The sequence below is a fragment of the Variovorax sp. GW821-FHT09B05 genome (genome assembly GCF_059418265.1).
The window spans coordinates 187,754-207,071 of the sequence record NZ_JBWKPN010000016.1 but is presented as its reverse complement, the minus strand read 5'-3'; the positions used below and the strand labels follow the sequence as shown (position 1 = coordinate 207,071).

Below are 19,318 nucleotides of genomic sequence, written 5' to 3'. Positions count from 1 at the left end.
GTGAGTGCGAGGCGCTCGAGGATGAGGTCGAGCACGGGGGAGCTGTAGGCGTAGGAGTCGCCGAGGTCGCCGGTGAGGAGACCTGCGATCCAGTGCCAGTAGCGGGTCCAGGCGGGTTGGTCGAGGCCGAGCTTGGTGGCCAGGGCGGCGACGGCTTCGGGGGCGGCATCCGGGCCCATGAGCATCTGCGCGGCGTTGCCGGGCAGGATCTCCAGGACGAGGAAGACGATGATGGAGGCGCCGATCAGCGTGCCGATCAGCGTGGCAAGGCGCTTGATTAAGAAGAGGCTCATGGGGCGGGGCGCAGCATAACCCGACAACTGCAACAAGCGTGCCGTAGCACCGGATCCCCGAGGGGATGGCTCTCCCACGTTGCCGCCGGGGACTCCGCCGCCTGGGATAATCGCGGCATGGCCCTCATGATCACCGACGAATGCATCAACTGCGATGTCTGCGAGCCGGAGTGCCCGAACGATGCGATCTACATGGGCGAGGCGATCTACGAGATCGATCCGCACAAGTGCACCGAATGCGTGGGCCACTTCGATGAGCCGCAGTGCGTGCAGATCTGCCCCGTGGCCTGCATCCCGATCCATCCGGACCACGTGGAAAGCCGCGAGACGCTGCTGCAGAAGTACCAGCGTCTCACGGCAACGAAGGCCGCGGCACCGCAGCCTCCGTTCCCACCCTCAACCGGCGTCTGAGGCCGCGGGCTTGCGGCGTTTCTTCTTCGCGCCGCCTTCCTCCTCGGGCTTCGATCCCGGTCTCTCCCCGTAACTGGCCGTGGCCTTGCGCGGCTCGGCCGCGAGCTTCGTGGCCCTGGCCTTCTCCAGGCGCTCCTGGGTTTCGAGCCTGCGTTGCGCGAGGGCAGCGCGCTGGGCATCCTGCGCGGCGCGTTGGTCGCGCTGATGCGCCTGCTTCTCCTCGGACAGCCGCGTGCGTTCGAGCCGGTCGGCGAGCTTCGCGTTGCGCCGCGTGGCCTCGTCGGCGGCCTGGCGGTCGTCGTCGCTGCGCGCGTCGTCCACTTTCACCGTCGTTCCGCCTGCGCAGGGGCGGTCGCTGTAGCTGTTGCCGCAGCGCCAGGTCGACGTGCCCGGCTGCTGCGCGAATGCGCTCGACAGCGCGCAGGCGCCGATGGCCATCGCGCTCGCGACGATGGTCCGGCGCATGCCGTGCGTTCTTCTCGTTCTCTCCTTCGTTGTCGACATCGTTCTTCTCTCCCTCTTGCTTCGCGCTCTGTCGGCGCTTCCCGCGATGAACGCTGGCTAGGGTGCGGCGGGCGCGCTGCCGTCGCCAGGCTCGCGCCGCGGCGGTTTGGGCCGGGGCGGTTTGCTCGTGTGGATGGTGGCCGTGGCCTTTTCCATTTCGCCCGCGAGCAGCGCGGGCAGGGCATGCAGGCTGCGCACGATCGCATCGTCGATCGCGTCGCGTTGTTCCTTCAGCGGCTTCTTGAGCACCCAGTTGATCACCTCCGACTTCACGCCGGGATGGCCGATGCCCAGGCGCAGCCGCCAGTAGTCGCCGGTGCCGAGTTGCGCATGGATGTCGCGCAGGCCGTTGTGGCCCGCATGGCTGCCGCCGAACTTGAGCTTGGCCTGGCCGGGCACCACATCGAGCTCGTCGTGCGCCACGAGGATTTCCCCGGGCGCGATCTTGAAGAAGCGCGCGAGCGCCGCGACCGACTTGCCCGAAAGGTTCATGAAGGTCTGCGGCTCGAGCAGCCAGATGCTCTGGCCGCCGATGTTCGCGCGCGCCGCGAGGCCGTGGTAGCTGCGCTCGGGCACGAGGTTGAGTTTCCAGTCGCGCGCGAGGGCGTCGATCCACCAGAAGCCGGCGTTGTGCCGCGTGGCTTCGTATTCAGGCCCGGGATTGCCGAGGCCGACGAACAGTTTGATCATGGGGCGGGATTATCGGGCGGTCGCGCAATGCAAAAGGCCCGCGCGAGGCGGGCCTTTTGGTTTGCAGCGCGAAGCCGAGAAGAATTACTTCTTGCCGGACTTCTTGGCGGGAGCCGCTGCGGGTGCAGCTTCGGCAGCGCCTTCGGCAGCAGGTGCCGGCTCTTCGGCGACCAGCGGCGGCACGGCCGAGACCACGACCGGGTTGGTCTTGCCGTGGCTCACGAACTTCACGCCCTTGGGCAGCTTGATGTCGTTGACGTGCAGCGTGGCGTTCTTCTTCAGCGTCGAGAGGTCGACTTCGATGAACTCGGGCAGGTCGCTGGGCAGGCAGCTCACTTCGAGTTCGGTCAGCACGTGGTTCACGAGGTTGTGGTCGAGCTTGACGGCATCGGACTCTTCCTCGCCCTTGAAGTGCAGCGGCACCTTCATGTGCAGGCGGGTCTTGGCATCGACGCGTTGGAAGTCGATGTGCTGGACCAGCTGGCGGAACGGGTGGTACTGCACGTCACGCAGCAGCACCTTGCTCACGCTGCCGCCGAGTTCCATCTCGAGGACGGAGGCGTGGAAGGCTTCCTTCTTGAGGGCGTGCCACAGCGCGTTGTGATCGAGCTCGATCAGTTGCGGCTGGCCTTCGCCACCGTAGACGATGCCGGGCGTCTTGCCCGAGATGCGGAGACGGCGGCTCGCACCCGTGCCCTGCTTGGCGCGCTCGAAAGCGACGAATTTCATAGTTAACTCCTTGGAGCGAAGGCACGACGGCCATTTCGCTTCTTGAGCGCCGACCGCGACCAGTGCGGCGCCGGTTTCAAAATGACTTTCCGATCAGGGAAGCCGGCTTTTTGCCCGAACGGCAGGAGCGCAATCTCAGAAGAGATTGTCCTGGTCCGAGAACAAACTCATCACCGACTCGCCCTTGGCAATGCGCTGGATCGTCTCGGCGATCAGCGGTGCCACGGAGAGCTGGCGGATCTTTCCGCAGCCGTTGGCGCTGTCGGAAAGGGGAATGGTGTTGGTCACGACCACTTCGTCGAGGGCCGTGCCCTTGCTGAGGCGCTCGATCGCGGGGCCCGAGAAGATCGGGTGCGTGCAGTAGGCGTAGACGCTCTTGGCGCCGCGTTCCTTCAGCACTTCGGCCGCTTTGACCAGCGTGCCGGCGGTGTCGATCATGTCGTCCATGATCACGCAGTTGCGGCCGTCGATCTCGCCGATCACGTTCATGACTTCGCTGACGTTGGCCTTGGGGCGGCGCTTGTCGATGATGGCGAGGTCGCAGTTCAGTTGCTTGGCCAGTGCGCGGGCACGGACCACGCCACCGACGTCGGGCGAGACCACGATCAGGTCTTCGTAGTTCTTGGCGCGCAGGTCGCCCAGCAGCACCGGCGAGGCGTAGATGTTGTCGACCGGGATGTCGAAGAAGCCCTGGATCTGGTCGGCGTGCAGGTCCATCGTGAGCACGCGCTCGACGCCCACGGTTTCCAGCAGGTTGGCCACGACCTTGGCCGAGATCGGCACGCGGCTCGAGCGCGGGCGGCGGTCCTGGCGGGCATAGCCGAAATAGGGAATCACGGCGCTGATGCGTTCGGCCGAGGCGCGCTTGAGCGCGTCGACCATGATCAGCAGTTCCATCAGGTTCTCGTTGGTCGGGGCGCAGGTGGACTGCACCACGAACACATCGCGTGCCCGCACGTTCTGGTTGATCTCGACGGTGACTTCACCGTCGGAGAAGCGACCGACGCGGGCGGCACCGAGGGTGGTGCCCAGGTTGCTCGCGATTTCTGCAGCAAGGCCCGGATTGGCATTGCCGGTGAAAACCATGAAATCAGGATGGTGAGCCTGCATGAGCGCGTCCCGGCTGAGCGATTTGGCTTGGGAAAGCCGCCAAAGAGTTACGAGTCTTGGCGACCCTGGGGCCGCCGATTATTGCAGCGGGTCGGCCGCAAACGAAGTGCCGGGTCCAGGGACCGCGGCGTCAAAAAGAAACTACGGCCCGCGGGCCGTAGTTTCTGAAAGGTTTGGCAGGGGAGAAAGGATTCGAACCTTTGCATGCTGGAATCAAAATCCAGTGCCTTAACCAGCTTGGCGACTCCCCTACACAGGTCGACGGCTTGCACCGCCTACCGATATATGTCGCATCGAAACGCCTGGGCGCTCCGATCAGTTTTTCAGGCTGCCCAACCTCGAAGTGGATGAGCGGCCAGATTGTCGCATTGGCGAACCTGCCAGCCCGTGGGGCCCGAAAGCAGTTCCGCGTTCTGCGGTTCCTGCTGCATTCTGGCGAACACCGAACTTCCGGAGCCGGTCATCCTGGCATTCAATCCTCGAGCGCCGAGCCAATCGATGGCGTCGGTGATCGTGGGACAGAGCCGTTGGGCAACCGGCTGCAGGTCGTTGTGGCCGAAATCGAAAACTTCCTCGCCGAGGCTCAAGAGGTTTTGATCTGCGTGCTGTTCGCGTACTGCAGCAAAGCCCGTGATTATAGCAACAGGACTTGCCCGTTGCAGATCATCCGCAGAAAAAATTAAACGGGTATCGAGTCCCTCGGGTGGTTTGACCACAACGAAGCGTGCCGACGGCAGTTCGATCGGGCGGATTTTTTCGCCGATGCCTTCGACCCAGGCGTTGTGGCCCGAGAGGAAGAAAGGCACGTCGGCGCCCAGCGACAGGCCGATGCGCGCGAGCTCCGCGAGCGGCAGCCGCAGGTTCCAGAGCCGGTTGAGCGCCAGCAGGCAGGTCGCGGCATCGGAAGAGCCGCCGCCCATGCCGGCCTGCGAGGGCACGTGTTTCGCGACGCCGATGTGCGCGCCCTGGCCCGGCGCCGCATGGGCCTGCAGCGCGCGCGCGGCGCGCAGCACGAGGTCGTCGGCCGGCAGCGGCACGGTCAGGTCCTCGCGGCTCAGCTGGCCGTCGCCGCGCAGTTCGACGTGGAGCGTGTCGCACCAGTCGATCAGCATGAAGACCGACTGCAGCAGGTGGTAGCCGTCGTCGCGCCGGCCGGTGACGTGGAGGAAGAGGTTGAGCTTGGCCGGCGCGGGAAGGTCGTAGATCGCCTTCATGACGCCGGCATGCGCTCGAACACGATGCGCAGGTCGGCCCGCGGTGCCGGTGTCTCGCGCTGCGCCTGCAGCCGGCCGCTCGCGAGCTGGCCGAGGTCGGCTCGCCAGCCGGGCACGGGGTCGTTGCGGCCCTCGAGCCAGCCGAACAGCGCGGCGACCGGGATCGCGGCGCCGGTGGCGGCCTCGATCAGCGCATCGAGCGAGGCGTAGCGCCGCGTGTCGCTGCCGTTCTTGAGCAGGGCTTCGCCGGGCGACCAGTGCAACTGGGCCAGCGTGCTGCCGATCGGCGTGGTGAGCGAGAGCTCGCCGGTCTCGGGCGAGCCGCGCAGTTCGAACAGCGCCGAGAAGGTCTGCACCGGTTCGCTGTCCACGCGCAGCGACATGCGGCCGCTCCAGGCATTCGTCGCGCGCGGCACGGAGGCCTTCGAGCCGCCCGTGAGCTGCGCGCATCCCGCTATGGAAAAAGTAGCGATTGCCGTCAGCAGCAGGCGCCGGCCGCCATCGGGCCGCGCGCCGCCGGAAGCCACGAGCGCCGCCATCTCAGGGCTTGACCCGCAGGCGCTTGAGCGTTTCCTGCAGGGTTTCGTTGTCGGCGTCGCTCAGCAGCGCTTCCTTCCAGATCGTGACCGCGCGGTCCTTCTGGCCGATGGACCACAGCACTTCGCCGAAGTGGGCGCCGATCTCCGGATCGGGGCGCGTCTTGTAGGCGGCCTCGAGGATGCGGATGGCCTCGGCCGTGTTGCCGAGTCTGAACTCGACCCAGCCCAGGCTGTCGGCGATGAACGGGTCTTCCGGCGCGAGCTGCACGGCCTTCTGGATCAGCGTGCGGGCTTCCTCGAGCCGGATCTTGCGATCGGCGAACGAGTAGCCGAGCGCGTTGTAGGCGTTCTGGTTCTCGGGCTTGAGCTGCATCAGCCGGCGCAGCAGACGCTCCATCTCGTCGAGGCGGTCGAGCTTCTCGGCCATCATGGCCTGGTCGTAGACGAGGTCGGTGTCGTCGGGCGCGGCGGCCGAGGCCTGGGCCAGCATGTCGTAGGCGGCCTGGAACTGCTTGGCGTCGCGCAGCAGCTGCACCTCGGCCAGGAACTTCTGCTTCTTGTCCTCGGGCGTGCGCTCGGGCAGGCCGCGCACGAGTTCGCGTGCCTGCGGCAGCTTGCCCTGGCGCGCCAGCAGGCCGGCACGGCGGGTCTGCGCGATCACCAGGTCGTCGGTGTTGTCGATGCGCGCGAGCCAGCGCTCGGCGCCGGTGAAGTCCTTGCGCCGCTCGGCCAGTTGCGACAGCAGCAGGTAGGCCTGCGTCACGCCGCGGTTGCGATCGCCGGCCTCGGCCTGCGCGGCGGCGGCCGGCTGGCTGCTGGCCAGCTCGAGGTAGCGCTTGAGCGAAGTCTCGGCCGCGGCGTCCTGGCGTGCCTGGGCCTGCAGGCTGCCGAGCAGCAGCCAGGGTTCGGCGAGCTCGGGGCGCGCGACGGTCAGCGATTGCAGCTGGCTCGAGGCCTCGGCGTAGCGGCGGTTCTCGACCAGCACGCGCGAATAGGCCACGCGCAGCTCGGGCGAAGCCTTCGGATTGCCGGCCAGGTAGCGCGTGACGATCGGTTCGGCCAGCGGCTGGCCCGGATCGATGAGTTCGAGCGCGAGCGCCGGGGGCGCATCGGAGGCCGGGTCGGCCTGCTGGCCCTTGCGCGCGGCCTCGAGCGCACCCGAGTTGTCGCCGGCATTGAGGCGCAGCCGGCCCACCGTGGCCCAGGCCATGCCCGCCGTCGCGGGATTCTTGAATTCGTCGACCAGCGCCTGCTCGACCACCGAGGCGGCGAGCTTCTTGTCGGTGGCGCGCGAGTAGTTGCGCGCGATCACGGCCATCAGCAGCGGCCGCTCGACCTGCGGGCTGGCCGCGATCTCGGCGCGCAGCAGTTCGGTCGTGTCGCCGATGCGGTTGAGCAGGATCAGGATCTGCAGCTCGAAACGGCGCGCGTCGCGCGAGTTGGGCACCGTGTCCTGCCAGGCACGTGCCGCGGCGAGGGCCGCATCGCCCGAGCGCGACTGCAGCGCGATCTCGATCGCGCGCTGGAACAGCTTGCCGTCGCGCAGCCTGCGCGCCGCATCGAGCACGTACTGGTAGCCCGAACCGGGATCGCCCGAGCGCGCGCTGAGCTCGCCCATGAGGATCTCGTAGAACATGTCGGCGCTCAGGGCCGAAGGCTGCGGCGCGGGATCGGCCGCGGCGGCCGCCGCAGCGGGCTTCGCGGGCGCCGTCCGCGCGGGCGGCTTGGCGGGCTGCGGGCTCGCCGGCGTTGCCGGCTTGGGCGGCGCACTGCGTTCGATGATGGGAGCCGGGCTGTCCGGCGCGGCGGGGTCGGAGGACTGCGCGTGAACGTGGGCGGCGCAGGCCAGGAGCACGAGTGACGCGGCCGCCGCAAGGCGGTGTCGGCGGGGCGATGGAATCATCGAACCATAATAATCCATGCATTTGAACGAGCACCGCGTGGGGCTTCGTGTCCTGCAGTTGTTGGAGCCCCATGCCTGAGCTACCCGAAGTCGAAGTCACGCGGCGCGGAATCGCGGACCGCATCGCCGGCGCGCGCATCGATGCGGTGCGCATCGGCAAGCCGTTGCGCTGGGCGCTGATGGTGGCACCCGAGCTGCTCGTGGGCCGCCGCGTGCGCGAGGTGCGCCGGCGCGGCAAATACCTCCTGATCGATCTCGACGTGGGCTTGCTGCTGCTGCACCTGGGCATGTCGGGCAGCCTGCGCTTCGATGCCGCCTTGCCCGAGCCCGGCGTGCACGATCACTTCGACCTGGTCACCGACCGCGGCACGCTGCGGCTCAACGATCCGCGCCGCTTCGGCGCCGTGGTCTACGTCGACGACGAGGCCGCGCCCTGGGCGATCAAGTTGCTTGGCGGGCTCGGCATGGAGCCGCTGGGCGAGGCCTTCGACCTCGATGCCTTCCATGCCGGCCTGCGCAAGCGCCGCACCGCGATCAAGCAGGTGCTGCTCGCGGGCGACGTGGTGGTGGGCGTGGGCAACATCTATGCCTCGGAGGCACTGTTCCAGGCCGGCATCCGTCCCACGCTGTCGGCCGCGCGCATCAGCCGGCCGCGCGCCGCGCGGCTGCATGCCGCGGTCAAGGAGATCCTGGCGCGGGCGGTCGAGAAGGGCGGCAGCACCCTGCGCGACTTTTCCATCGACGGCCAGAACGGCTACTTCCAGCTCGAGGCCACGGTCTACGGCCGTGCCGGCGAACCGTGCAGGGTCTGCGGCACGCCGATCCGGCTGCTGCGCCAGGGGCAGCGCTCGACCTATTTCTGTCCGGTGTGCCAGAAGTAGTCCGATGATCGGTCGCAGTGCCGCAGCACGGCCGGAGGTCAATGCGTACCGGTCACCCGGTTTTCAGATTGCGATGTTATATTTGTAAGAAAGTTTTTACATTTCCACCTTGAGCCGCTCCTTCAACCAACAACTCGACCAGCACGGTGCGTGGCGGAGCAATTTCGCCCACCGCTTGCAGTGGCTGTCCCGCTGGCTGACCGAGAACGAGCTGCTCGACCAGGCGGTGGCCGAGCGGCTGCGCGGGCTCGAATCGCAGATCCGCACCAGCAAGGTCATGGTGGCCTTCGTCGCGGAGTTCTCGCGCGGCAAGTCGGAGCTGATCAACGCGATCTTCTTCGCCGGCTACGGGCGGCGCATCATGCCGGCGAGCGCGGGCCGCACCACCATGTGCCCGACCGAGCTCGGCTACGACGCCATGCTGGCGCCCAAGCTGCGCCTGCTGCCGATCGAAACCCGCCTCGAACCGCATTCGCTCGCCTACTGGCGCGACCAGCCCGCGCGCTGGACCGAGATCGCGATCGACGTCGGCGATGCCGAACGGCTGGCCCAGGCCATGGCCAAGGTGGCCGAGGTGCGCTGGGTCTCGCAGGACGAGGCGCGCGCGCTGGGCTTCTGGAACGAGGAAACGCCCGACGACAACCCGGTGCAGGACGCCGAGGGCCGGGTCGAGATCCCGCGCTGGCGCCATGCCGTGCTAAACATGCCGCATCCGCTGCTCGAGCAGGGGCTGGTGATCCTCGACACCCCGGGCCTCAACGCGATCGGCGCCGAACCCGAGCTGACGGTGAGCCTGATCCCGCAGGCGCACGCGGTGGTCTTCATCCTCGGCGCCGAAACCGGCGTCACCCGCTCCGACCTGTCGATCTGGCGCGAGCACCTCGTGACCGAGAACGAGGGCAGCGACACGCGCTTCGTGGTGCTCAACAAGATCGACACCCTGTGGGACACGCTGAGCACCCACGCGCAGATCGAGCAGCAGATCGAGCAGCAGCGCCAGGTCGCCGCCAAGCACCTCGATGTGCCGCTCGCGCAGGTGCTGCCGGTGTCGGCGCAGAAGGGCCTGCAGGCCAAGGTGCACCGCGATGCGCGGCTGCTCGAGGCCAGCCGCCTGCCCGCGCTCGAGGCCCTGCTGGGCCAGGGCGTGCTCGGCAAGCGCGAGACCATGCTGCGGCTGGCCGTCGATGCCGGCATGGCCGCGCTGCGGACCGAGGCCGAGCGCATCCTCAAGGTGCGCCAGCGCGACCTGGCCGAGCAGGCGCTCGAGCTGCAGGGGCTGCGCGGCAAGAACGTGTCGGTGATCCGGCACATGCGCGCGCGCATCGACCAGGAACAGAACGAGTTCGAGGGCAGCAACGCGCGCATCCTGGCGCTGCGCTCGGTGCAGGGCAAGCTGCTGCGCGAGGTCTACGCGGTGCTGGGCCGCACGGCGCTCAAGGCCGACATGGTGCGGCTGTCGGCCGCGCTCAAGCGCCCCGGCGTCAAGTTCAACGTGCGCAAGGTGTACGGCGAGACCTTCGATTCGCTGCGCAACAACCTGCGCGAGGTGCAGGCGACCACGGCCGAGATCCAGTCGATGCTGCACGCCACCTTCCGCCAGCTCAATGCCGAGCAGGGCTTCACCCTGCAGGCGCCGGCCGAGCCCGACCTCAGCGGCTTCGAGCAGGAGCTCAGCCAGATCGAGCGCAGCCACATCCACTACCTGGGCGTGGGCAACATGCTCAAGCTCGCGCAGGCCGACTTCTGCGACAAGCTGGTGCGCGCGCTCGCGAGCCGGCTGCGCTTGGTGAACGAGGCCGCCATGACCGAGGTCGAGCGCTGGAGCAAGGGCGCCAGCGCGCAGATCGATGCGCAGCTCAAGGAGCGCCGCCGCAACTTCAGCAAGCGCATCGAGGCGATCGAGCGCATCCAGAACGCGGCCGGCAGCCTCGACGAGCGGCTGCTCGAACTGGCGGCGCAGGAGAGCGCGCTGGCCGGGCTGCAGCAGCGCCTGAGCGAATTCACCGCGCTGATCGCGCAGCAGGGCAAGCCGTCCGCCACGGCGGCCTCGGCCGGCGAGCTGCGTGCCGCGGCCTGAGCACGACGTGCCGGCGACCGTTGCCGCGCGCACGCGCAAGCGCAGCCCCGAGGCTGCCGCGCCCGCCGCCTTGAAACTCCCGGCGCACTTCGCCGAGCGCGTGGTCGCCTGGCAGCGCAGCCATGGCCGCAGCGAGCTGCCGTGGCAGAACACGCGCGATCCCTACCGCGTGTGGCTGTCCGAGGTGATGCTGCAGCAGACGCAGGTCACGACCGTGCTCGGCTATTTCGCGCGCTTCCTCGAGCGCTTTCCCGACGTGCGGGCGCTGGCCGAAGGCACCGAGGACGAGGTCTTCGGGCTCTGGAGCGGCCTCGGCTACTACAGCCGCGCGCGCAACATGCACCGCTGCGCGCAGGAGGTGATGGCGCGCTTCGGCGGCAGCTTCCCGCAGACGGCCGCCGAGCTGGCGACCTTGCCGGGCATCGGCCGTTCCACCGCCGCGGCCGTCGCGGCCTTCTGCTTCGGCGAGCGCGTCGCCATCCTCGACGGCAACGTGAAGCGCGTGCTGACGCGGGTGCTGGGCTTCGGCGAGGACCTGTCCTCCTCGGCCAGCGAGCGCCTGCTCTGGGAGCATGCGACGCGGCTGCTGCCGCCGGCCGACGACCGCGAGGCGATCGCGAGCTACACGCAGGGGCAGATGGACCTCGGCGCCACCGTCTGCCTGCCGCGCAAGCCGAGCTGCATGCTGTGCCCGGTCAACGACAGCTGCGTGGCGCGGCGCGAAGGCTCGCCCGAGCGCTATCCGGTCAAGACGCGCAAGCTGCGGCGCACGGCGCAGTCGCTGTGGGTGCTGCTGGCGCGCGATGCGAGCGGGCGCGTGTGGCTCGAGAAGCGGCCCGCCAAGGGCATCTGGGCCGGCCTGCACTGCCTGCCGGTGTTCGATTCGCGCGACGAACTGCTGGCCGCGCTGCCCGCGGCCGAACGCGATCGCTGCGAGGACCTCGCGCCCTTCGTGCACGTGCTGACCCACAAGGACCTGCACCTGCATCCGGTGCGCATCGATGGCGGAACGCCGCAGGGCGATGCGGCGCGCTGGGTCGAGGCCTCGGAATGGCTGGGCCTGGGGCTGCCCGCGCCGGTGCGCAAGCTGCTCGAGAACACCGGGGGCTGAGGCCCGGCCCCTCGCCCTTTTTTCTTCAGTTCGCGTCGAGTTCGCGGTGCCGCTTGAGCGCGCCCCAGCGCGCGCCGAAGCTGCGCGCCAGCTGCTCGACCAGGAACACCGAGCGGTGCTGGCCGCCGGTGCAGCCGATCGCCACCGTCACGTAGCTGCGGTGGTCGCGCGCGAGCGCATCGAGCCAGCGCGTGAGGAACTGCTCGATGTCCTCGTACATGCGTGCCACGTCGTCGTGCTCGCGCAGCCAGTCGGCCACCGGCGCGTCGCGGCCCGTCAGCGGCCGCAGCGTGGGCACGTAGTGCGGGTTGGGCAGCATGCGCACGTCGAACACGAAATCGGCATCGAGCGGCACGCCGCGCTTGAACGCGAAGGACTCGAAGACCAGCGTCAGGCGGCTCTGCGGCGCCGAGATCAGCGACTTGACGTAGCTCTGCAGCTGCGCCGGCCGGATCAGGCTGGTGTCGATCACGTCGGCGCCTTCGCGCAGGTCGGCCAGCAGTTCGCGCTCGAGCTCGATGGCCTGCACCAGCACGCGCTGCTGGTCGGGCACGTCGGTGCGGCCTTCCTGGCTCGACAGCGGATGGCGGCGCCGGGTTTCCGAATATCGGCGCAGCAGCGCGTCGGTGGTCGCGTCGAGGAACAGCGAGCGCAGCGACACGCCGTCGTTGCGCAGCGCCTCGAGTTGCTGCGGAACGATCGGCAGCGAGACGCCGCTGCGCACGTCCATCGCGATCGCCACGCGCTGCGCGTTCTGCGCGTGCTGCAGCGCGATGAAGGGCGTGAGCAGCTCGGGCGGCAGGTTGTCGACGCAGTAGTAGCCGGCGTCCTCGAGCGCATGCAGCGCGACCGACTTGCCGGAGCCCGACATGCCGGTGATGAGCACCAGGTCGAGGCTCATCGCGCAGCCCCGTGGTCGTGGCGCACCGCCTTCATGAGGTGGCCGCCGGCGTCTTGTGGCCCAGCATCTCGCGCGCGTGGGCGAGCGAGGTCTGCGAGACCTTCTCGCCGCCCAGCATGCGCGCGATCTCGTTCGCGCGGCTGTCGTCGTCGAGCAGCGACACGCCGCTCTCGGTGCGCGGACCATCCTTGCCGGTGGTTCCCGCGGTCTGCCGCTTGGCGACCACGAGGTGGTGGTCGGCGCAGGCCGCCACCTGGGGCAGGTGGGTGACCGCGAGCACCTGGCGGTCGCGGCCCAGCTGCTTCATGAGCCGGCCCACGGTCTCGGCGACCGCGCCGCCGACGCCCGAATCGACCTCGTCGAAGATCAGTGTCTGGGCGGCGCCGAGCTGGCTGGTGGTGACCGCGATCGCGAGCGCGATGCGCGAGAGCTCGCCGCCCGAGGCCACCTTGCCGATCGGCCGCGGCGTGCTGCCGGTGTGGCCGGCGACCAGGAAGGCGATCTCCTCGAGGCCGGCCTTGCCCGGCTGGGCCAGCGGCTGCAGATCGACCTCGAAGCGGCCGCCCTGCATGCCCAGACCCTGCATCGCCTGCGTGACCGCCTGGGCCAGCTTGGGCGCGGCCTGCTTGCGCAGCTTGCCGAGCGCGCGGGCTTCCTTCAGGTAAGCCTGCTGCGCCGTCTGCTCGGCGCGTTCCAGGCCTTCGAGGTCGCTTTGTGCGTCGAGGGACTGCAGCTCGGCCTGCCAGCCGGCCAGCAGCGCCGGCAGTTCGGCCGGTGGGCGCTTGTAGCGGCGCGCCAGCGACATCCAGAGGCTCATGCGTTCGTCGAGTTCGGCCAGCCGCTGCGGGTCGGTGTCGGCGTCGCGCAGGTAGCCGTGCAGCGAGTGCGCGGCGTCGGCGGCCTGCGCGATGCTCGAGGACAGCACCTCGCCGAGCGCGCGGAACTCGGGCTCGATGTGTTCGCAGTTCTGCAGCAGCGTGACCGCGCGCGAGAGCGCGGCCAGCGCGCCGTTGTCCTCGTCCTCGAGCGCGTGGCTGGCGCCCTGGGCGGCGTCGATCAGCGCCTGCGCGTTCGAGATGCGCGTGTGGCTTCCCGACAGTTCTTCCCATTCGTCGGCGCCGGGCGCGAGCTTCGCGACCTCCGAGATCTGCCACTGCAGCCGTTCGCGCTCGCGCTGCAGCGAATCCTGCGTGCCGCGCGCACGCTCGAGCGCGGACAGCGCCTGGCGCCAGCCCTGCCAGGCGGCGTCGAGCGCATCGGTGCGCACGCCGGCGTAGGCATCGAGCAGGCCGCGCACCGCGTCGGGCCGCGTGAGGCTCTGCCAGGCGTGCTGGCCATGGATGTCGAGCAGCCGGTCGCCGATGTCGCGCAGCTGCGTCGCGGTGGCGGGGCTGCCGTTGATCCAGCCGCGGCTGCGGCCCTGCAGGTCGACGGTGCGGCGCAGCAGCAGGGCATCGCCCGCCTCGAAGCCGCCTTCGTCGAGCCAGGCCACGAAGGCCGGGTCGTTGTCGAACTCCGCGCTCACGTCGAGCCGCTCGGCGCCTTCGCGCACCGCGCCCGCATCGGCACGGTTGCCGAGCGCGAGCTGCAGCGCGTCGATCAGGATGGATTTGCCCGCGCCGGTTTCGCCGGTCAGCACCGTGAAGCCGTCGGACAGGTCGATCTCCAGGGATCGCACGATCACGAAATCGCGCAGTGCGATGCGTCTGAGCGCCATCTCAGGAACCTCCTTCGTTCCAATGCAGTTTCTTGCGCAGGGTGTCGAAATAGCTCCAGCCGCGCGGATGCAGGAAGCGCACCCGGAAATCGGAGCGGCGCACCACCACGCGGTCGCCGATCGCGAGCGAGGCCAGCGATTGCATGTCGAAATTCGCGCTGGCATCGCGCCCGCCCACGAGCTCGATCACGATCTCGTCGGCGTCGGGCAGCAGCACCGGGCGGTTCGACAGCGTGTGCGGCGCGATCGGCACCAGCACCCAGCCCGGCACCGCCGGATGCAGCAGCGGCCCGCCGGCCGACAGCGCATAGGCCGTCGAACCCGTGGGCGACGCGATGATCAGGCCGTCGGCGCGCTGGTTGGCTACGAAATGCTTGCCCACCGATACCCGCAGCTCGACCATGCCCGAGGTCGCGCCGCGGTTGACCACCACGTCGTTCATCGCGAGCGCATCGAACACCACGGCGCCGTCGCGCATCACCTGCGCGTGCATCAGGCTGCGGTGGTCTTCCTCGTATTCGCCGGCCAGCATCGGGATCAGCGTGGCCTGGAAGTTGTCGAGCGGGATGTCGGTGATGAAGCCGAGCCGGCCTCGGTTGATGCCGATCAGCGGGATGCCGAAGGCCGCGAGCTGCCGGCCGATGCCGAGCATGGTGCCGTCGCCGCCGACCACCAGGCCGAGGTCGCACTGCTGGCCGATCTGCTCGACCGTGAGGGCTTCGTAGCGGTCGCCGGTGGGCAGGGCCTGGGCCGGTTCGTCGTCGCCGCGCGGCTGTTCGACGTAGACCTTGCAGCCCTGGGATTCGAGAAAACTCGCGATGCCCTCCATCACGCTGTCGCGCTCGCCGCACCGGGCTCCGGAAGCCTGGTATTTGCCGATCAGCGCGACGTGACGAAAGGGAGAGGTCATGGCTACAAATTACAACACTAAAATCTTGCAATGCTGGACGACCGCGCCAAGTTGCTGCTCAAGACGCTCGTCGAGCGCTACATCGCCGAAGGCCAGCCTGTCGGCTCGCGAACGCTCTCGCGCTCCTCGGGCCTGGACCTCTCGCCCGCGACCATCCGCAACGTCATGTCGGACCTCGAGTCGCTCGGGCTGATCGCCAGTCCGCACACCTCGGCCGGCCGCGTGCCCACGGCGCGCGGCTACAGGCTTTTCGTCGACACCATGCTCACCGCGCAGCGCGAGCACCTGGCCGCGCCGAGCCTCGCGCCCGACCAGCCGCAGCGCGTGATCGCCAACGCGGCGCACCTGCTGTCGAACCTCTCGCAGTTCGTCGGCGTGGTGATGGCGCCACGGCGCTCGTCGGTGTTCAAGCAGATCGAGTTCCTGCGCCTGTCGGACCGCCGGCTGCTGGTGATCATCGTCTCGCCCGAAGGCGACGTGCAGAACCGCGTGATATTTCCGGAGGCCGACTATTCGCAGTCGCAGCTGGTCGAGGCCGCGAACTACATCAACGCCCACTACGCGGGCCTGACGATCGAGCAGGTGCGCGACCGGCTGCAGTCCGAGGTCGACACGCTGCGCGGCGAGATCGCGGCGCTGATGCAGGCGGCCGTGAAGGTCAGTTCTGACGTGCTGAGCGAATCGCAGGAGGACGACGTCGTGATCTCGGGCGAGCGCAACCTGCTCGCGGTCAGCGACTTCTCGAGTGACATGGGGCAGTTGCGCCGCGCCTTCGAGCTCTTCGAGCAGAAGGCGCAGCTGATGCGGCTGCTCGACGTGTCGAGCAAGGCCGAGGGCGTGCGCATTTTCATCGGCGGCGAGAGCCAGGTGGTGCCGGTCGAGGAGCTGTCCATTGTCAGCGCCAACTACGAGGTCGACGGCCAGGTCGTGGGCACGCTCGGCGTGATCGGCCCGACGCGCATGCCCTACGAGCGCATGATCCAGATCGTCGACATCACTTCCAAGCTGGTCAGCAACGCGCTGAGCCACCGCAAGTAGCAAGGCGCCTTTTCGGCGCGAATAGAATCGAGCCCACGTGGGCCGTTAGCTCAGTTGGTTAGAGCAGCGGACTCATAATCCGTTGGTCGATGGTTCAAGCCCATCACGGCCTACCACCCGTATTTTTGAGATTTGTTTCGACGGATCGAAAAGGCCTCAAAAATACATGCTATGATAGCAAGCTGTGCGGCTGTAGCTCAGTTGGATAGAGTACTTGGCTACGAACCAAGGGGTCGTGGGTTCAATTCCTGCCAGCCGCACCACTCTTCAAGGGTCAACTCGGAAACGAGTTGACCCTTTTCTTTTGGGTACGAGGCTCGTCCGCGCAGGGCGGACGCCACGCTTCTCTTCGATCTCCGGAGGCGTCGCTTGAACAAGGCATTCACCAAGGAAACCGATTCCGACGCGGACGACGACGGTGCGGACGGCGCGATGCCGCCGCTGCCCGCGGGCGGCAAGAACTACATCACCCCCGCCGGCTATGCGCGGCTGCGGACCGAGCTGCTGCAGCTGATGGACGAGGAGCGGCCCAAGGTGGTCGAGGCCGTGCACTGGGCCGCCAAGAATGGCGATCGCTCGGAGAACGGCGACTACCTCTACGGCAAGAAGCGGCTGCGCGAGATCGACCGCCGCATCCGCTTCCTCACCAAGCGCCTCGAGATCGCCGAGGTGACCGATCCCTCGGTGCACCACGGCAGCGACCAGGTCTTCTTCGGCGCCACGGTGCGCTATGCGGACGAGAACGGCGACGAGCGCAGCGTGACGATCCTCGGCATCGACGAGGCCGACAGCGCGCAGTCGCAGGTCAGCTGGATCTCACCGATCGCGCGGGCGCTGCTGAAGGCGCGGGAGGGCGATGTGGTGAAGCTCGTCACGCCGGGCGGCACGCACGAGGTCGAGCTGCTGTCGGTCGTCTATCCGGCGCCGGCGCCGGGCGCCGCATAGAGGCTGCGCCGCGGGCGCGGCGCGGACTCAGGACGCGGGAACGGTGCGCGCCGCGGACAGCACCGAGGTGGTCCGGCGCACCGAGCGCAGCACCGCGTCCAGATGCGAGCGGTCGCGTACCGCGATCACGAAGCGCAGATCGGTGGAATCCTGCGGCGTCTCGTCGGCCATCTCGACGTGGGTGATGTCGGCTTCGGCGTCGGCCAGCGTCGCGGCCACGCGCGCCAGCACGCCCTTGTCGTTGCGCACGGTGATGATCACGCCGGTTTCGAAGGCGCGCGTCGGTTCGTCGGCCCACTCGACCGCGAAGAAGCGTTCGCTGTCCTTGTGGCGCAGGCGCTGGCCCACGCCGCAGGCCTCGGTGTGCACCACCAGGCCTTCGCCGTGGCCGAGGTAGCCCACGATCGGGTCGCCCGGGATCGGGCGGCAGCACAGCGCGAAGCGCACCGAGGAGTTCTCGCTGCCGTCGAGCGTGACGGCGCCCTGCGAGATGGTTTCGTGCGAGATGAAGCGCTCGCGGCTCAGCAGCAGCGCGTCGGGACGCTCGCCGAGCTCGGCCATGAGCGCCATCAGCCGCTTGGCCACGATGCTCGCGATGCGCTTGCCCAGGCCGATGTCGGTCAGCAGCTCGGCGCGCGTGCGGTTGCCGGTGAAGCGCAGCAGCTTTTCCCACAGCGGCTGGTGCTCCGCATCGTCCTCGGGCAGCTTGCTCAGGCCTTCGGCGCGCAGGGCCTGCGCCAGCAGCTTCTCGCCCAGGCCTTCGGATTCGGCATGGGCCAGGGTCTTGAGGTAGTGGCGGATCTTCGAGCGCGCACGGCCGGTCCGCACGAAGCCGAGCCAGGCCGGGTTGGGTGTGGACACCGGCGCGGTGATCACCTCGACCACGTCGCCGTTCTTGAGCTCGGTGCGCAGCGGCACCTGGTCGCCGTTGATGCGCGCGGCCGAGGTGTGGTCGCCGATGTTGCTGTGGATCGCGTAGGCGAAGTCGACCACGGTCGCGCCGCGCGGCAGCGCCATGATCTGGCTCTTGGGCGTGAAGACGTAGACGGCGTCGGGGAACAGGTCGACCTTGACGTGGTCCCAGAACTCCGCGGCGTCGCGCGTCTCGTCCTGGATGTCGAGCAGCGACTGCAGCCACTTGGTGCCCAGGCGGTCGTTGCTGGCCGTGCTCGGGTCCGCGGCCTTGTAGAGCCAGTGCGCCGCCACGCCCGATTCGGCCACCACGTGCATGGCGTCGGTGCGCAGCTGGAATTCGACGCTGACGCCCGCCGGGCCCACCAGCGTGGTGTGCAGCGACTGGTAGCCGTTGAGCTTGGCGATCGCGATGTGGTCCTTGAACTTGCCCGGCAGCGGCTTGTACATCTGGTGCAGGATGCCCAGGCCGGTGTAGCAGGCGATCACGTTCGGCACGATCAGCCGGAAGCCGTAGATGTCGGTCACCTGGGCAAAGCTCAGGTGCTTTTCCTCCATCTTGCGGTAGATCGAATAGAGCGTCTTCTCGCGCCCCGCGATCCGCAGCGTCATGTGGGCGGCGGCGAAGGCGGTCTCGACCTCGCGCTGCACCTTCTGGATCAGGTCGCGCCGGCGGCCGCGCGCCTTGGCCACGGCCTTGGCCAGCGTGGCATAGCGCCACGGTTTGAGGTGCCGGAACGACAGTTCCTGTAACTCGCGGTACGTCTGGTTGAGGCCGAGCCGGTGCGCGATGGGGGCGTAGATGTCGAGTGTTTCGCGCGAGATCCGGGCCCATTTCTCGCGCGGCGCGTCGGCCAGCGTGCGCATGTTGTGCGTGCGGTCGGCCAGCTTGACCAGGATGACGCGCACGTCGCGTGCCATCGCCAGCAGCATCTTGCGGAAGGACTCGGCCTGGTTCTCTTCGCGCGTGTTGAACTGCAGCTTGTCGAGCTTGGTGAGGCCGTCGACCAGTTCGGCCACCGGCGCGCCGAAGCGCTCGATCAGCTCGGGCTTGGTGACGCCGCAGTCCTCGATGGCGTCGTGCAGCAGGGCGGCCATCAGGGCCTGCGCGTCGAGCTTCCATTCGGCGCATTGCGCCGCCACGGCGATCGGGTGGGTGATGTAGGGCTCGCCGCTGTTGCGCAGCTGGCCCAGGTGGGCCTCGTCGGCAAAACGGTAGGCGCGGCGGACCAGTTCGGTGTCTTCGGGGCTCAGGTAGTCGAGCCGCGCCGTCAGGGCCGCGAAGCTGGCGGCGGCCGCATTCAGCGCCGCCGGGCTCGGCTTCGGCGTGCCCGCAGGGGCATGGGACTGAGATTTTGCGACCGCGCTCATGGCTATCACTTTAGCGTGACCGCTGTGTGGACGTGATCAGGCGTAAAAAAAGCACCGCGTCG

17 protein-coding genes, 3 tRNA genes and 1 pseudogene are annotated in these 19,318 nt (G+C 68.5%); 8 read left to right on the top strand and 13 right to left on the bottom strand.

The features are described 5' to 3' along the window. A pseudogene (locus AC07RM_RS32835) lies at window positions 1-293 on the bottom strand (ABC transporter permease); the annotation flags it as partial. Window positions 294-410: 117 nt separating this feature from the next. Here AC07RM_RS32835 and AC07RM_RS32830 point away from each other — a divergent pair. Further along, window positions 411-704 carry a YfhL family 4Fe-4S dicluster ferredoxin gene (locus AC07RM_RS32830; protein WP_495337135.1) on the top strand — a complete coding sequence of 98 codons (294 nt, stop codon included), beginning with the start codon at window positions 411-413 and terminating at the stop codon, window positions 702-704. On the opposite strand, the gene AC07RM_RS32825 is transcribed toward AC07RM_RS32830, so the two are convergent. The 8 genes from AC07RM_RS32825 to AC07RM_RS32790 all read right to left on the bottom strand — a co-directional run bounded on the left by AC07RM_RS32825 (window position 690) and on the right by AC07RM_RS32790 (window position 7,393). Next, window positions 690-1,169 carry a hypothetical protein gene (locus AC07RM_RS32825; protein ID WP_495337134.1) on the bottom strand — a complete coding sequence of 160 codons (480 nt, stop codon included), beginning with the start codon at window positions 1,167-1,169 and terminating at the stop codon, window positions 690-692. The two genes, AC07RM_RS32830 and AC07RM_RS32825, sit on opposite strands and share 15 nt — an antisense overlap. Window positions 1,170-1,265: 96 nt before the next feature. Continuing rightward, a complete protein-coding gene (gene pth / locus AC07RM_RS32820) occupies window positions 1,266-1,898 on the bottom strand; it encodes an aminoacyl-tRNA hydrolase (RefSeq protein WP_495337133.1) in 633 nt (210 codons plus the stop codon). An 84-nt stretch (window positions 1,899-1,982) separates the two neighbouring features. Next, window positions 1,983-2,627, bottom strand: a complete 645-nt coding sequence (locus AC07RM_RS32815) for a 50S ribosomal protein L25/general stress protein Ctc (RefSeq protein WP_093341163.1) — start codon at window positions 2,625-2,627, stop codon at window positions 1,983-1,985. 135 nt (window positions 2,628-2,762) lie between these two features. After that, window positions 2,763-3,737, bottom strand: coding sequence for a ribose-phosphate pyrophosphokinase (locus AC07RM_RS32810; protein ID WP_093341162.1), 975 nt, complete (start codon window positions 3,735-3,737; stop codon window positions 2,763-2,765). A 174-nt stretch (window positions 3,738-3,911) separates the two neighbouring features. After that, window positions 3,912-3,988 (bottom strand) — tRNA-Gln (locus AC07RM_RS32805). Between the two features lie 72 nt (window positions 3,989-4,060). After that, the gene (gene ispE, locus AC07RM_RS32800; RefSeq protein WP_495337132.1) at window positions 4,061-4,951 is read right to left on the bottom strand and encodes a 4-(cytidine 5'-diphospho)-2-C-methyl-D-erythritol kinase; all 891 of its coding nucleotides are present in this window, start codon (window positions 4,949-4,951) and stop codon (window positions 4,061-4,063) included. Further along, window positions 4,948-5,490, bottom strand: a complete 543-nt coding sequence (locus tag AC07RM_RS32795) for a lipoprotein insertase outer membrane protein LolB (protein ID WP_495337131.1) — start codon at window positions 5,488-5,490, stop codon at window positions 4,948-4,950. The genes ispE and AC07RM_RS32795 overlap by 4 nt, the downstream gene beginning before the upstream one ends. A 1-nt stretch (window position 5,491) precedes the next feature. Next, a complete protein-coding gene (locus AC07RM_RS32790) occupies window positions 5,492-7,393 on the bottom strand; it encodes a tetratricopeptide repeat protein (RefSeq protein ID WP_431510334.1) in 1,902 nt (633 codons plus the stop codon). A 71-nt stretch (window positions 7,394-7,464) separates the two neighbouring features. Here AC07RM_RS32790 and mutM point away from each other — a divergent pair, with 71 nt between their 5' ends. The 3 genes from mutM (at window position 7,465) to mutY (ending at window position 11,462) form a co-directional block, all read left to right on the top strand. Further along, complete coding sequence (mutM, locus tag AC07RM_RS32785) at window positions 7,465-8,274, top strand: bifunctional DNA-formamidopyrimidine glycosylase/DNA-(apurinic or apyrimidinic site) lyase (protein WP_093341156.1); 810 nt, start codon at window positions 7,465-7,467, stop codon at window positions 8,272-8,274. 109 nt (window positions 8,275-8,383) lie between these two features. After that, window positions 8,384-10,351, top strand: coding sequence for a dynamin family protein (locus AC07RM_RS32780; protein WP_093341154.1), 1,968 nt, complete (start codon window positions 8,384-8,386; stop codon window positions 10,349-10,351). Window positions 10,352-10,421: 70 nt separating this feature from the next. Beyond that, window positions 10,422-11,462 (top strand): A/G-specific adenine glycosylase, encoded by a 1,041-nt coding sequence (gene mutY / locus AC07RM_RS32775; RefSeq protein ID WP_495337136.1) that lies wholly within the window; start codon window positions 10,422-10,424, stop codon window positions 11,460-11,462. Window positions 11,463-11,487: 25 nt separating this feature from the next. On the opposite strand, the gene rapZ is transcribed toward mutY, so the two are convergent. From rapZ to AC07RM_RS32760, 3 genes are read right to left on the bottom strand one after another with little or no spacing between them, the layout of a single operon-like run. Then, window positions 11,488-12,363: an RNase adapter RapZ gene (rapZ, locus tag AC07RM_RS32770; protein WP_495337130.1), complete on the bottom strand. Its 876-nt coding sequence runs from the start codon at window positions 12,361-12,363 to the stop codon at window positions 11,488-11,490. Between the two features lie 31 nt (window positions 12,364-12,394). Beyond that, window positions 12,395-14,080: a DNA repair protein RecN gene (gene recN / locus AC07RM_RS32765; protein ID WP_490875828.1), complete on the bottom strand. Its 1,686-nt coding sequence runs from the start codon at window positions 14,078-14,080 to the stop codon at window positions 12,395-12,397. A 1-nt stretch (window position 14,081) separates the two neighbouring features. After that, complete coding sequence (locus AC07RM_RS32760) at window positions 14,082-14,990, bottom strand: NAD kinase (protein WP_093341151.1); 909 nt, start codon at window positions 14,988-14,990, stop codon at window positions 14,082-14,084. A gap of 30 nt (window positions 14,991-15,020) precedes the next feature. Between AC07RM_RS32760 and hrcA the strand changes: the two genes are divergently transcribed. The 4 genes from hrcA to greB all read left to right on the top strand — a co-directional run bounded on the left by hrcA (window position 15,021) and on the right by greB (window position 16,973). After that, window positions 15,021-16,028, top strand: a complete 1,008-nt coding sequence (hrcA, locus tag AC07RM_RS32755; RefSeq protein ID WP_093341149.1) for a heat-inducible transcriptional repressor HrcA — start codon at window positions 15,021-15,023, stop codon at window positions 16,026-16,028. A 39-nt stretch (window positions 16,029-16,067) separates the two neighbouring features. Further along, a tRNA-Ile gene (locus tag AC07RM_RS32750) sits at window positions 16,068-16,144 on the top strand. Window positions 16,145-16,214: 70 nt separating this feature from the next. Next, window positions 16,215-16,291, top strand: a tRNA-Arg gene (locus AC07RM_RS32745). Window positions 16,292-16,397: 106 nt separating this feature from the next. Then, window positions 16,398-16,973 (top strand): transcription elongation factor GreB, encoded by a 576-nt coding sequence (gene greB, locus AC07RM_RS32740; protein ID WP_495337129.1) that lies wholly within the window; start codon window positions 16,398-16,400, stop codon window positions 16,971-16,973. A gap of 27 nt (window positions 16,974-17,000) precedes the next feature. On the opposite strand, the gene AC07RM_RS32735 is transcribed toward greB, so the two are convergent. Further along, window positions 17,001-19,256: a RelA/SpoT family protein gene (locus AC07RM_RS32735; protein ID WP_296785316.1), complete on the bottom strand. Its 2,256-nt coding sequence runs from the start codon at window positions 19,254-19,256 to the stop codon at window positions 17,001-17,003. Window positions 19,257-19,318 lie beyond the last annotated feature (62 nt).